This window comes from Deferrisoma sp., assembly GCF_054681715.1.
This window is the reverse complement of the sequence record NZ_BAAHFQ010000087.1, coordinates 1-13,582: the sequence shown is the minus strand read 5'-3', so window position 1 is coordinate 13,582 and position 13,582 is coordinate 1. Positions and strand designations below refer to the sequence as shown.

Below are 13,582 nucleotides of genomic sequence, written 5' to 3'. Positions count from 1 at the left end.
TCACCACGGCCCCCTTGGAGGGGCTGAACAACAAGATCAAGGTGCTCAAGCGCCAGGCCTATGGCTTCCGGGACCAGGAGTACTTCAAACTGCGAGTCCTGTTCATCCACGAGCCCACCCCATCATTTGCCGGATGAGCCTCCTTTTTTCCGTCGAGTGGCCGAGCCGGGCCTTCCTGTACGCCGAGCTGCGCGAGGCCGGAGTGGATGTCTACGGGGTGGACCGGCTCGAGGACCTGCGCGAGGCCCTCTGGCGCTGGCCGGGCCGGTTTCGCGGCATCCTGGTGGACGCGGCCGGAATTTCCGGGGCCAACCTGGAATCTCTCGGGAACCTCGCGGCCCGGGCGGGCCTGTTCGTGCTGGCCCTGGCCGGACCGTGGGACCGGGAGAGGGTGAGGGCCGCCGTTCCTACCGCCCGGATCCTCGGAAAACCGGTGTCCGTCGGCCAGGTGGTGGACGCGGTGCGAGAGTTGCTGGGCGGCGAGGCGGCCGGGCGGCTAGGCGGCTGACAACTCCGAGGGGCCGGCGTCGGCGGTCGCCCGACCTGGGGGCCCGGCTCCCTCCCCGGCCGCTCACCCGCCCTTGCGCGGGCCGCGATCTCCGGTAGGGTTCCAATCGTCGGCGCGGTTCGCTCGGGGGGATCGAGGCCTGTTTATGGAGCTTGCCCATCTGGTGGGATTCGACGCCGAGGGCTCCGTTCGGCTTGCGGCGTTTCTGCTGCGTTGGCGGGTGATCGCGGTTCCGCTCCGTCCGGCGGCCCTGCCCGGGGAGGGAGCGGGATTGGTGGTCCTGAACGGAGGCGCGAGGGAGCTCACCTGGACCCTGGTGGGGGCCATGGCCGACCCCGAGCCGGGGGCCCGGGTGATCGCCCTGTTTCCGGTCCAGGCGTTCCCGGTGTGGGATGCGGGGCTCTTCCCCCGCTGGGTCCGTTGCGTTGCGTTCGACCGCCTGGAGGAGGTTCTGTGCCAGGAATACGGCCCGCCGGCCGGCACGCCGCCGGGGCCCCACACGGTGCTGTGGGCCCCAGACGACGGAGTGCCCCAGGTCGTGGTGGCGGAGGTTGTGGGCCCGGCGGGTGCCGTGTTCTGGAGCCCGTTGGAGCCCCGATCCGGGGGGAGGGGAAGGGTGGTGCTCCGGCGGGGAGCGTCCCGGGTCCGCGTGTCGGGCATGGTGGGCGCCCGGCGGCCCGCGGCCGCGGGGTGGCGGGTCGTGGTCCGGTTCGCCGAGGTCGCCCCGCCGGTGTTGGAGCGCCTGGTCGAGATCGTGGCCGCCTGATCACCCCTTCCGCTGCATGGCCACCCGGCCCTGGTGTCCGAAACGCTCGAACGAAAACTCCACGGGACCCACGGCGGCTTCGATCTTCCGGGAGGCGGTGCCGAGCCACACGGTCACGCCGGGGTGCACCCTTTCGGCCTCGACCCGGGCCCTCAGGACGTCGGGGTCGGGAATGGACTCGGCCCGCTCTCTCCACCGGGCGGCCATCTTCCGGAGGGTGGAGGCGCCTTCGCCCTCCCCAGGCGCCTGTTCCAGCATCTCTGCCCAACCGGCAAACGCCGATCGGAACGGATCCACGACCCGCACCCGCCCCACCTCAACCTCGGTGGCGAGCGCGTTGGTGCTCCCCAGTTCTCCTCCCCGAATCCGGTGGCCGGCCTCGATCCGGCCGCCCCGGCAGGCCCCCCCCGGGTCTACCCACACCGTCTCCAGGGCCGACAGCCGCCCCTTCATGGTGTAGCGGCGCACGTGGATCAGGGTGGCGAACACGTGGGCCCGCTCGTAGAACTCCGCCGAGACCACCCCCCCCACCCGAAGGGGCACGGTGCGGGTGTGGATCACCCCGCCGGCGACGAACAGGCTCCCCATCACCTCGACCGGCGACCGGATCAGGCTGCCCCGCACCTCCAGATCGCCCAACACCCGCACGGGAAACGGGGCTTCCAGGTCCCCCTCCACCACCACGGTGGCCGGGACCACCCCGTCCTTCCAGCGCCGGAGGTCCTGTGCCGAACCCACACGCACCACCGGCATCAGGTACGCGCGGGTCCCTTCCGGGTCGGCGAACCGGATCTGGCCAGCCCGCTGGGCCACCACGGTGCGGCCGTCGGGGGCGAGCCCGAGCCCCGGCCCGAGCCGGACGGGGTCGTCCCCCGCCCGCGGCGGGATGGGGTCACCGCGGGCCGTGATCCCCGGGGTCCCCTTGCCCGGGGGGTGATACGTGCCGGCCGGTTGGCCCGGTTCCACGACCAGGAGGCGTGGCTCCTCGGGCAGGGCGCCGGCCGTCAGGGCCGCCAGGAACGCCTCGGGGTCGGTGGGCGCCCCGCCCGCCCACTCCACCCGGGCCGGCTCCCCGTTGCGGGGGGGCCGCCCTTGGGCCACGGGCTCGGGTTCGAGGTAGCTGCGGCGCAGCACGGCGCGCCGGAGGGCATCGAGGTCCAGGACCTCGTCGGGTACCCCGTAGGCCCGGACGAGTTCCAAGATCTCCGCCTCCGTCAGCCGCTCCCCCCGCCCCTTGGGGGGATAGAGCACCAGGTACGCGGTGAGCTCGTCCTCGGAGAACCGGACCTTGGCCTTTTCCGACCGGAACGCCTCGGCCGACCGGCGGGCCACCGGGAACGCCCGGCCCCGGCCGAACCGGTAGGCTTCCCGCACCGCGACCCAGTCCACCGGCACCCCCGGCAGTTCCTCGCGAACCCGGCGAACCACCTCCGAAAGGGGTCCGGGGTTCCGGGGCACGGTGAGGTAGATCCGCCCCTCCCGCGAATCGATCCGGATCGGCTCGGGCATACGGTTTCCTGTGCTTTCGGCTGGAAGGCTAGAACGCTGGAAAGCCGAAAAGGAACCCCCCGGGTGACGGACGCGGTCCCCCGCCACATCTGGAGCCCTCGGGTCGCTCTCCGCGGCGAGGAAGGGTTTCTAGCCTTTAGCCTCCCAGCTTCCCAGCCTTCCAGCGGACTCAATACTCATCGAGCGTCTTTCGCACGGTGGCCAGGAGCTTGTCCTTGTCCACCGGCTTGAGCACGTAGTTTCGGGCCCCGAGCTGGATCGCCTCGAGCACCTTGGCCTCGTGCCCCACGGCGGAGACCATCACGACGCGGCAGGCCGGGTCGATTTCCTTGAGGCGCCGGAGCACCGCCAGGCCGTCCATCCCCGGCATCACGAGGTCGAGGGTGACGAGGTCGGGGAGATCCCGCTCGTAGATCTCCAGGGCCTCGGGGCCGTCCCGAGCCACGGCCACCCGGTACCCCTCCGCCTCCAGCATGTCGGCCAACACCCGGGCCATGAACTCGGTGTCGTCCACGACGAGCACGGTTTCCGGAAAGGGCCTAGGGTTCACCACGAAGCGCTCCGGATCACGGTGTCCCTGCACCACTCCTCCCGGGGTTCGGGGTGGTCGGCGTTGAAGTGAAGCCCACGACTCTCCCGACGGTGGGCGGCGCACCGAACCATCAGATCGGCCACCAGCGCGAGATTCCTGAGTTCTAGCAGGTCAGGCGACGGCCGGTAGCGCCGCACGTGGTCCCGCACCTCCTCGTGGATGAGGTCGATCCGGCGCCGGGCCCGGGCCAGCCGCCGGTCGGTGCGCACGATGCCCACATAGTTCCACATGGTGCGCCGGATCTCGTCCCAGTTCTGGGTGACCACCACGTCCTCGTCGGGTTCCCGGGTGCCCCCCTCCTCCCACGGAGGCGGATCTTCCGGCGCCGGGGCGCCCCGGGCGTGGTCGGCCGCGCTGCGGGCCGCGGCCGCCGCGTACACCAGGGCCTCGAGAAGACTGTTTGAGGCCAGGCGGTTTGCGCCGTGGAGCCCGGTGCAGGCCACCTCCCCCACGGCGTAGAGGCCCGGCACATCGGTGCGCCCCTCGGCGTCCACCAGGACCCCGCCGCAGAGGTAGTGGGCCGCCGGCACCACCGGGATGGGCTCGCGGGTGATGTCGATCCCGAACTGAAGGCAGGTGGCGTAGATGCCGGGGAACCGGGTGCGCACGAACTCCGGGTCCCGGTGGGTGATGTCGAGGAGCACGTGCTCGTGGCCGGTGCGCTTCATCTCCGCATCGATGGCCCGGGCCACCACGTCCCGGGGTGCCAGGCATCCCCGGGGGTGGTACCGCTCCATGAAGGTCTCCCCCGTCTGAAGCCGCAAGATCCCCCCTTCCCCCCGCACCGCCTCGCTGATCAGGAAGTTTTTCGCGAACGGGTGGTAGAGGCAGGTGGGGTGGAACTGCATGAACTCCAGGTTCGCCAGGCTCGCCCCGGCCCGGTAGGCCATGGCCAGCCCGTCGCCCGAGGCGATGTCGGGGTTCGAGGTGTAGAGATACACCTTGCCGGCCCCGCCCGTGGCGAGGCACGTGACGGGCGCCAGGAACGCCTCGATCCGGCCGTCGGGCCCGAGCACGTGCACCCCGGCGCACCGGCCGGCGCGGTCGCGGATGAGGTCCACGGCGAAGTGGTCCTCGAAAAACCGGATGTTCCCCCGCTCCCGGGCCCGGCGCAGAAGGGCCTGCTCCACCTCCCGGCCGGTCATGTCCCGGGCGTGGACGATCCGGCGGTGGGAGTGCCCCCCCTCCTGGCCGAGGTCGTAGGGCACCCCGGGCCGATCCGACGGCGTGAACTCCACGCCCCACCGGGCCAGCCGCCGGATGTGCTCCGGAGCCTCCCGCACTACCCGTTCCACCACATCACGGTGGCACAGGCCGGCGCCGGCCTCCAGGGTGTCGGCCACATGGGCTTCGAACGAGTCCGTGGGGTCGAGCACCGCGGCGATGCCCCCCTGGGCGTAGTTCGTGTTGGACTCGCTTCGTTCCTTTTTTGTGACCACGGCCACGGTTCCCGCCTCGGCCGCGTCGAGCGCGAACGTGAGGCCTCCGATGCCGCTGCCGAGCACCACGAAGTCGAACCGTTCCATGGCCGGGAGGGCTCCTTTCCCATCGCGGAGATCGCGCCCCAAAGGGGCGCCGTAGGCGGTGAATAGTACAAGCCGAGAAGGGGGGTCAAGCGGCAGACCCCGGTCCACGGTCTCCGAGCGGGCACGCCAAGAGCCCGGGGGCGTGCCACGGCCGGCGGCCGGAAGACGGACGACCCCCCTTTGGGTTTGCCCAACCGAAAACCTTTTTCGTAATACTTCAAAACTGTTGGGAATCCGAGCGGATGCGTTGACAGCGCGGTTTCCGGGCCGTAGGATGCGGTTCCTGTCCCACGCCGACCGGGCGGCAAACCCGGTCAGCCACCACCGCAGGAGGGAGGATGGAACCGCGGGACGAAGCGATCGCCAAGATCCTGATGAAGGAAAGCGAGGAGTTTCGGCGGGAGATGGAGGCCCATCAGCGCTATGAGCGGATTTTGGAGGAACTGAACCGCCGGCCCCATCTCACCCCCGAAGAGGAAATGGAACGAAAAAAGATCCAAAAGCTGAAACTCGCGGGCAAGGACCGGATGGCCCGCATGATCCTGGCCTACCGCAAGGCCCACCCCGAGGTGGGCTCGTGAAGGAGTAACCCCCGTTGCGCAGCGAGAAGATCACCCAGGGCCTCGAGCGGGCCCCCCACCGGGCCCTCCTTTCGGCGACCGGGATGCCCCGGCGGGAGATGGGCAAGCCCCTGATCGGCATCGCCTCGAGCTTCACCGACCTCATCGCGGGCCACGTGGGCATGCGCGACCTCGAGCGGTTCGCGGAAAAGGGGGTCCACGCCGGGGGTGGGTACCCCTTCCTGTTCGGCGTGCCCGGCATCTGCGACGGCATCGCCATGGGCCACCGGGGCATGCACTACAGCCTGCCCAGCCGGGAGCTCATCGCCGACATGATCGAGAGCGTGGTCGAGGCCCACAGCCTCGACGGGATCGTGCTCCTCACGAACTGCGACAAGATCACCCCCGGGATGCTCATGGCCGCAGCCCGGCTGAACGTGCCCTCGATCGTGGTCACGGCGGGGCCGATGCTCTCGGGTCGCTACCGGGGCCGGCGCCTGAGCTTCGTGCGCGACACCTTCGAGGCCATGGCCCGGCACCAGGCCGGCGAGATCGGCGCTGAGGAGCTCGAGGCCTGCGAGCAGGAGGCCTGCCCGGGGTGCGGGTCGTGCCAGGGGCTCTACACGGCCAACACCATGGCCTGCCTGACCGAGGCCCTGGGGATGAGCCTCACCGACTGCGGCACGGCGCTTGCGGTGAGCGCGAAAAAGCGCCACCTCGCCTACCTGAGCGGCCAGCGGATCGTGGACCTGGTGCGCGAGGGGATCCGGCCCCGGGATATCCTGACCCCGGGGGCCTTCGACAACGCGATCCGGCTCGATCTGGCGCTCGGGGGGAGCACGAACTCGGTGCTCCACCTGTGCGCCATCGCCCGGGAGGCCGGGGTGGACCTGCCCCTAGAGCGGTTCGATGAGCTGAGCCGCGAAACGCCCCAACTGTGCTCGCTGCGGCCGGCCGGCGACCACTTCATGGAGGACCTGGACGCGGCCGGCGGGGTGAAGGCCGTGCTGCGCCGGTTGGTGGACCGCCTCGCCGAGGGGCCCTCGGTGAACGGCGCGCCTGTGAAGCAGGTGGCCGCCGCCGTGGACTGGCTCGACGAGGAGGTGATCCGCCCGGTGGAGGCGCCGGTGCGGCCGGAGGGGGGCATCGCCGTGCTCCGGGGCACACTCGCCCCGGACGGGGCCGTGGTGAAGCAGTCGGGGGTGAGCGCGGCCATGATGCGGTTCGTGGGCAAGGCCCGGTGCTTCGACTCGGAGGAGGCCGCCATGGCCGCGATCATGGGCGGCGAGATCCGGCCCGGCACCGTGGTGGTGATCCGGTACGAGGGCCCGAGGGGCGGGCCCGGCATGCGGGAGATGCTCGCCCCCACGGCGGCCCTCATGGGTATGGGCCTCGGGGACAGCGTGGCCCTGGTGACCGACGGCCGGTTCAGCGGCGGCACCCGGGGCCCCTGCGTGGGCCACGTGAGCCCCGAGGCGGCGGCGGGCGGCCCCATCGCCCTGGTGGAGGACGGCGATGAGGTGGAGCTCGACATTCCGGCCCGCCGGCTCGACCTGCGCGTGGACCCGGCCACCCTCGAGGCGCGCCGGAGCCGGTGGGTGGCCCCGGAGCCCAAGGTCTCCTCGGGCTGGCTCCTTCGGTACTCCCGACTCGTAACCTCGGCCAACACCGGGGCCGTGCTGCAGGGCTGACCCATCGCATCTCTCGAGGATCCGCCGGCGGCCGGCCCCCCACGGGCCGGCCGTTGGCACATCAGCCGGGGAGGAATGGGGCCTCCGGGGCCATCGCCGGAAGCCCGGGGGGGCGGCCGCTCCCTGGCATCTGTCCTCCGAATTCTGGCACCTGAAAAGGAGGTAGCCGTGGAACTGACCGGAGCCGAGATTTTCGTGGAGAGCCTGCGCAAGGAGGGCGTGCACACGATCTTCGGGTATCCCGGCGGCGTGGTGCTCAACATCTACGACGTGCTCTACGACTCCGACATCCGCCACATCCTGGTGCGCCACGAGCAGGCCGCCGTGCACGCGGCGGACGGGTACGCCCGGGCCACGGGCGAGGTGGGGGTGGCGCTGGTGACCTCGGGCCCGGGGGCCACCAACACCGTGACCGGGCTCGCCACCGCGTACATGGACTCGGTGCCCCTGGTGGTGTTCACGGGCCAGGTGCCCACCCATCTCATCGGGAACGACGCGTTCCAGGAGGCGGACATCGTCGGCATCACCCGGCCGTGCACCAAGCACAACTACTTGGTCAAGGATGTGCGCGATCTCGCGCGGATCATCAAGGAGGCGTTCTATCTCGCGCGCTCCGGTCGGCCCGGCCCGATCCTGGTGGACCTGCCCAAGGACGTGATCGTCGGGAAGACCGAGTACATCTACCCGGAAGCGGCGAAACTCCGCGGCTACAACCCCACCTACGAGGGCCACCTGGGCCAGATCAAAAAGGCCCTCAAGGCGATCCACGAGGCCCGGCGGCCCGTGGTGTACGCCGGCGGCGGGGTGATCCTCTCCAACGCCGCCCGGGAGCTCACCGAGTTCGCCCGGCGCCTGAGACTCCCGGTCACGACCACCCTGATGGGGCTCGGCGGGTTCCCCGGGAGCGACCCGCTGTTTCTCGGCATGCTCGGCATGCACGGCACCTACCGGGCCAACATGGCCGTAAGCCACGCCGATCTCCTCGTTGCGGTGGGGGCCCGGTTCGACGACCGGGTCACCGGCAAGATCGACGAGTTCGCCCCGAACGCCAAGATCATCCACGTGGACATCGACCCCACCTCGATCTCCAAGAACGTGCAGGTGGACATCCCGATCGTGGGCGACGCGAAAAACGTGCTCAAGAAGATGCTGGGGCTCCTCCACGGACCCGAGTGGGAGAACCGCGACGAGGCCCTGGCCGACTGGCACGCCGAGATCGCGGTGTGGGCCGCGGCCCACAAGATGGACTACGCACAGGGCCCCGACGTCATCAAGCCCCAGTACGTGGTGGAGCAGCTCCACGAGGCCACGGGCGGCCGGTGCATCGTCTCGACCGAGGTGGGCCAGAACCAGATGTGGGCCGCCCAGTACTTCCGGCTCGAGGAGCCCCGGTGCTGGCTCACCTCGGGCGGGCTCGGCACCATGGGCTACGGGTTTCCGGCGGCCATCGGCGCCCAGGCCGCGTTCCCGGACCGGATCGTGATCGACATCGCCGGCGACGGCTCGATCCAGATGAATATCCAGGAGCTCGCCACGGCCGTGCAGTACAAGCTGCCGGTCAAGGTGGCGATCCTTAACAACGGGTTCCTGGGCATGGTCCGCCAATGGCAGGAGCTCTTCTACGACCGGCGTTACTCCCACACCCGCATGGAGGTGGCCCCGGACTTCGTGAAGCTGGCCGAGGCCTACGGCGCCCTGGGCCTCCGGGCCACCCGGCCCGAGGAGGTCCGCCCGGTGATCGAGAAGGCCCTGGCCCACCCCGGCCCCGTGCTCATGGATTTCCACGTGGACCCGGAGGAGGGGGTGTACCCCATGGTGCCGGCCGGGGCCCCCCTGACCAAGATGCTCCTGCTCTAGATCGGAGGGCTTCGATGCGCCATACCATCAACGTGCTGGTGGAGAACGAGTTCGGGGTGCTCGCCCGGGTGGCGGGGCTCTTCAGCGGCCGGGGCTTCAACATCGACAGCCTCTCGGTGGCCGAGACCCAGGACCCCACGGTGAGCCTGATGACCATCGTGACCCGGGGGGACGACCAGATCATCGAACAGATCCTCAAGCAGCTTCGAAAACTCGTCAACGTGCTCAAGGTGACCGACCTCCAGGAGGGCCAGTACCTCGACCGGGAGCTGGTGCTCGTGAAGGTCACGGCCACCGACGAGACGAAGCCGGAGATCCTGCGGCTCATGGAGATCTTCCGGGGCCGGGTGGTGGACGTGAGTCCCAAGAGCTACACGGTGGAGGTGACGGGCGGCGAGGAGAAGATCCGCGCCGTCCTGGAGCTCCTGCGGCCCCTGGGCATCAAGGAGGTGGTGCGCACCGGCAAGGTGGCCATGCCCAGGGGCATGCAAAACGGCGGCTGACCCGCGGATGTTGGTCCGGGCCCCTTGCCGGCGGCGGGCATGGGGCCTGCTTCCGGCCAACTAGAAACGATACGAGAAACGAGAGAAAGTTCGGGTAGCCCGACCTGGTAGGGGGGCGCTTCACCAAACCCATGCTCCCCGGACCACGAAATGGAGGCGAGGAGACATGGTGATCCGCAGAACACATGGGAATCCTGGATGTTTTCAAGCCTTCTAGCCTTCCAGCTTTCTAGCCTTCCAGCCTTTCCGAAAGGAGCGCAGCAATGAAGATCTTCTACGACAAAGACGCGGACCTCGGGCTTCTCAAGGACAAGACGATCGCCGTGATCGGGTACGGGAGCCAGGGTCACGCCCACGCCAACAACCTCCGGGATTCGGGCATGAACGTGGTGGTGGGCCTCAGGCCCGACGGGGCCTCGGCCCGGAAGGCCCGGGCCGCCGGGTTCGAGGTGCTGCCGGTGGACGAGGCGGCCCGCAGGGCCCAGGTGGTCATGATCCTCCTGCCCGACGAACTCCAGGGCGACGTGTTCCGGAGCCAGATCGCGGGATCCCTGGAGCCGGGCGACTACCTGGCCTTCGCCCACGGGTTCAACATCCATTTCGGCCAGATCGTGCCCCCCGAGGGGGTGAACGTGTTCATGGTGGCCCCCAAGGGCCCGGGCCACCTGGTGCGGGCCGAGTACGAGCGGGGCCGGGGCGTGCCCTGTCTCATCGCCGTGGACCGGGACCCGGCCGGGAACACCCGCGACGTGGCCCTGGCCTATGCCTCGGCCATCGGCGGCGGCCGGGCCGGGGTGATCGAGACCACCTTCCGGGAGGAGACGGAAACCGACCTCTTCGGCGAGCAGGCGGTCCTGTGCGGCGGGGTCACGGCCCTCATCCAGGCCGGGTACGAGACCCTGGTGGAGGCCGGGTACGCCCCCGAGATGGCCTACTTCGAGTGCCTCCACGAGCTCAAGCTGATCGTGGACCTGATTTACGAGGGCGGCATCGCCAACATGCGCTACTCGGTCTCCAACACGGCCCAGTACGGCGACCTCACCCGGGGCCCCCGCGTCATCGACGCCCGGGTCAAGGAGGAGATGAAGCGGATCCTCGCCGAGATCCAGACCGGCCAGTTCGCCCGGGAATGGATTCTGGAGAACCGGGCCGGCCGGCCGGTGTTCAACGCGCTGACCCGCCGGGGCGACGAGCACCCCATCGAGGCCGTGGGCGAGCGGCTCCGGGCCATGATGCCCTGGCTCCAGGAGAGCCGGCTGGTGGACCGTTCGAAGAACTAACCCGGCCGTCACGGAACGCCGCATCGGCGGAGACCCGTGTATCGGGGGGCTTCGCCGGAGCGCGACGCCCGAGCAGCAAGGGCCGCCCGGCGTAGGGAAGCGGCCGCGGCGCGTGCCCTCACGCGCCGCAGCGGACCGAGCCGAGGCGGCCCCTGCGAGGGTGTCAGCGGAAGGGAAGCCCCCCGATACACCCTCCAGCGCGTTGCCCGAAGTGGCGTTCCGTGAGGCTGGCAAAGCACAGGGCGGCCGTCCCGCGCCGCCCGAGGGGAAGACAGCCATGGAGATGGTCAAGATTTTCGACACCACGCTCCGGGATGGGGAGCAGAGTCCCGGGGCCTCGATGAACATCGAGGAGAAGCTGCGGGTGGCCCAGGCCCTGGAGCGCCTGCGGGTGGACGTGATCGAGGCCGGGTTCCCGATCTCGTCGCCGGGCGACTTCGAGGCGGTGAAGCTCATCGCCGACAAGGTCCGGGGCTGCGAGATCGCCGGGCTGGCCCGGGCCAACCGGGCCGACATCGACCGGGCCTGGGAGGCCCTGAAGGGCGGGGAAAACCCCCGGATCCACACCTTCATCGCCACGAGCCCGATCCACATGGAGCACAAGCTCCGGAAAACCCCCGACCAGGTGCTCGAGCAGGCCGTGGAGGCCGTGAAGTACGCCTCTCGGTACACCTCGAACGTGGAGTTCTCGGCCGAGGACGCGGTGCGAAGCGACCTCGAGTTCCTGTGCCGGGTGGTGGAGGCCGTGATCGACGCCGGCGCCACCACGGTGAACATCCCCGACACGGTGGGCTACGCCGTGCCTGAGGAGTTCGGGGAGATGATCCGCCAGATCCTGGAGCGGGTCCCCAACGCCCACAAGGCCGTGATCTCGGTCCACTGCCACAACGATCTGGGGCTCGCCGTGGCCAACTCCATCGCGGCCGTGGAGGCCGGGGCCCGGCAGGTGGAGTGCACCATCAACGGCATCGGCGAACGGGCCGGGAACGCCTCCCTCGAGGAGTTCGTGATGGCCCTTCGCACCCGGGGCGACCGGCTGCCGTTCACGACCCGGATCGACACCCGGTACATCTATCCCACGAGCCGGCTCGTGAGCCTGATCACGGGGCTTCCGGTGCAGCCCAACAAGGCGATCGTGGGCGCCAACGCCTTCGCCCACGAGTCGGGCATCCACCAGGACGGCGTGCTCAAGGAGAAGAGCACCTACGAGATCATGACGCCGGAGAGCGTGGGCATCCCGACGAACGCCCTCGTCCTGGGCAAGCACTCGGGCCGCCACGCGTTCCGGGAGAAGGTGAAGGCCCTGGGGTACGACCTGACCGAGGAGCAGATGGAGCGGGCCTTCGAGGCGTTCAAGGCCCTGGCCGACAAGAAGAAGACCGTCTACGACGAGGACGTGGACGCCCTCATCGCCGAGCAGGTGCTCCGGCTCCCGGACCGTTACCGGCTGCTCTACCTCAACGTGAACTCGGGCACCGTCACCGTGCCCACGGCCACGGTGCAGATGATGGTGGACGGGGTGGTGCGCCAGGAGGCCGGATTCGGCGACGGCCCGGTGGACGCGGCGTTCACCGTGATCAAGAAGCTCACCGGCCGAAAGCCCCGGCTCGTGAACTTCACCATCAACTCGATCACGGGCGGCACCGACGCCCAGGCCGAGGTGAGCGTGCGGATCGAGGAGGACGGGGTGCTCGCCAACGGCCAGGCCTCCGACACCGACATCGTGGTGGCCTCGGCCAAGGCCTTTGTCCACGCCCTGAACAAGCTGGAGCACCGGAAACAGAAGACGTTCACGGCCCACCTGTGAGGGCCGAAACCCCAACCGAGAGGGGGCGCCGGCCGGCGCCCCCCTTCCCTTTCGCGCGTGAGGAACCCATGACCATCACCGAGAAGATCCTGGCGGCCCACGCCGGGCTGGACCGGGTGGAGCCCGGCCAGATCGTGAGCGTCAAGGTGGACGTGGCCCTCGGAAACGACATCACCGCCCCGATCGCGATCCGGGAGTTCCGCAGGATCGGGGCCGACCGGGTGTTCGACCGGTCCCGGGTGGTGCTCGTTCCCGACCACTTCGCCCCGAACAAGGACATCCAGAGCGCCGAGCAGTGCAAGGTGCTCCGGGACTTCGCCCGGGAGCAGGACCTGGAGAACTACTTCGAGACCGGGGAGATGGGCGTGGAGCACGCCCTCCTGCCGGAGAAGGGCCTCGTCGTCCCCGGAGACGTGGTGATCGGGGCCGACAGCCACACCTGCACCTACGGGGCCCTGGGGGCCTTCTCCACGGGAGTCGGCTCCACCGACCTCGCCGCGGCCATGGTCACGGGGGAGGCCTGGTTCAAGGTGCCCGAGTCGATGAAGTTCGTCTACCACGGCCAGCTCCAGCCCTGGGTGGAGGGCAAGGACCTCATCCTCCACACGATCGGGCTCATCGGGGTGGACGGGGCCCTCTACCGGGCCATGGAGTTCACGGGCCCGGTGATCGAACGGCTGGGCATGGACGACCGGTTCACCATGGCCAACATGGCCATCGAGGCCGGGGGCAAGAACGGCATCATCGCCCCCGACGCCCCCACCCGGGCCTATGTGGAGGGCCGGGCGAAGCGCCCCCCCGTCTACTACACGAGCGACCCCGACGCCCGCTACGCCGAGGTGATCGACATCGACGTGGGCCGGGTGAAACCCCAGGTGGCGTTCCCCCACCTCCCGTCCAACACCCGGCCCATCGACGAGGTGGGCGAGGTCCCGATCGACCAGGTGGTGATCGGGTCGTGCACCAACGGCCGCATCGAGGAC

13 protein-coding genes are annotated in these 13,582 nt (G+C 69.9%); 10 read left to right on the top strand and 3 right to left on the bottom strand.

All coding sequences use genetic code 11. From position 1 onward, the window contains the following. From ACY0I8_RS12000 to ACY0I8_RS11990, 3 genes are all read left to right on the top strand, one after another. The coding region (locus tag ACY0I8_RS12000; protein ID WP_461394759.1) for a transposase at positions 1-137 on the top strand (137 nt) is incomplete at its 5' end. Then, positions 134-508, top strand: coding sequence for a hypothetical protein (locus ACY0I8_RS11995; protein ID WP_461394944.1), 375 nt, complete (start codon positions 134-136; stop codon positions 506-508). The genes ACY0I8_RS12000 and ACY0I8_RS11995, both read left to right, overlap by 4 nt. Positions 509-653: 145 nt before the next feature. Then, complete coding sequence (locus tag ACY0I8_RS11990) at positions 654-1,274, top strand: hypothetical protein (RefSeq protein WP_459942582.1); 621 nt, start codon at positions 654-656, stop codon at positions 1,272-1,274. Here ACY0I8_RS11990 and ACY0I8_RS11985 read toward each other — a convergent pair whose 3' ends face one another. The 3 genes from ACY0I8_RS11985 to nadB all read right to left on the bottom strand — a co-directional run bounded on the left by ACY0I8_RS11985 (position 1,275) and on the right by nadB (position 4,901). Further along, the gene (locus ACY0I8_RS11985; RefSeq protein WP_459942583.1) at positions 1,275-2,783 is read right to left on the bottom strand and encodes a flagellar assembly protein A; all 1,509 of its coding nucleotides are present in this window, start codon (positions 2,781-2,783) and stop codon (positions 1,275-1,277) included. It abuts the gene before it with no gap. A 169-nt stretch (positions 2,784-2,952) separates the two neighbouring features. Beyond that, a complete protein-coding gene (locus ACY0I8_RS11980; protein ID WP_459942584.1) occupies positions 2,953-3,333 on the bottom strand; it encodes a response regulator in 381 nt (126 codons plus the stop codon). Then, positions 3,330-4,901: an L-aspartate oxidase gene (gene nadB, locus ACY0I8_RS11975; RefSeq protein ID WP_461394943.1), complete on the bottom strand. Its 1,572-nt coding sequence runs from the start codon at positions 4,899-4,901 to the stop codon at positions 3,330-3,332. Before nadB ends, ACY0I8_RS11980 begins: the two co-directional genes overlap by 4 nt. A gap of 338 nt (positions 4,902-5,239) precedes the next feature. On the opposite strand from nadB, the gene ACY0I8_RS11970 reads away from it, so the two are divergent. The 7 genes from ACY0I8_RS11970 to ACY0I8_RS11940 all read left to right on the top strand — a co-directional run. Then, positions 5,240-5,482 (top strand): DUF465 domain-containing protein, encoded by a 243-nt coding sequence (locus ACY0I8_RS11970; RefSeq protein ID WP_459942586.1) that lies wholly within the window; start codon positions 5,240-5,242, stop codon positions 5,480-5,482. Between the two features lie 14 nt (positions 5,483-5,496). Then, positions 5,497-7,152, top strand: coding sequence for a dihydroxy-acid dehydratase (ilvD, locus tag ACY0I8_RS11965; RefSeq protein WP_461394942.1), 1,656 nt, complete (start codon positions 5,497-5,499; stop codon positions 7,150-7,152). Positions 7,153-7,320: 168 nt separating this feature from the next. Next, positions 7,321-9,009, top strand: a complete 1,689-nt coding sequence (ilvB, locus tag ACY0I8_RS11960; RefSeq protein WP_461394941.1) for a biosynthetic-type acetolactate synthase large subunit — start codon at positions 7,321-7,323, stop codon at positions 9,007-9,009. Positions 9,010-9,023: 14 nt separating this feature from the next. Next, positions 9,024-9,512, top strand: coding sequence for an acetolactate synthase small subunit (gene ilvN / locus ACY0I8_RS11955; RefSeq protein WP_461394940.1), 489 nt, complete (start codon positions 9,024-9,026; stop codon positions 9,510-9,512). Positions 9,513-9,775: 263 nt separating this feature from the next. Further along, positions 9,776-10,792 carry an NADP-dependent ketol-acid reductoisomerase gene (ilvC, locus tag ACY0I8_RS11950; protein ID WP_459942590.1) on the top strand — a complete coding sequence of 339 codons (1,017 nt, stop codon included), beginning with the start codon at positions 9,776-9,778 and terminating at the stop codon, positions 10,790-10,792. A gap of 277 nt (positions 10,793-11,069) precedes the next feature. Then, positions 11,070-12,599, top strand: a complete 1,530-nt coding sequence (locus tag ACY0I8_RS11945; RefSeq protein ID WP_461394939.1) for a 2-isopropylmalate synthase — start codon at positions 11,070-11,072, stop codon at positions 12,597-12,599. A 68-nt stretch (positions 12,600-12,667) separates the two neighbouring features. Then, positions 12,668-13,582 (top strand): 3-isopropylmalate dehydratase large subunit (locus ACY0I8_RS11940; protein WP_461394938.1); only part of this gene is annotated, 915 nt, incomplete at its 3' end.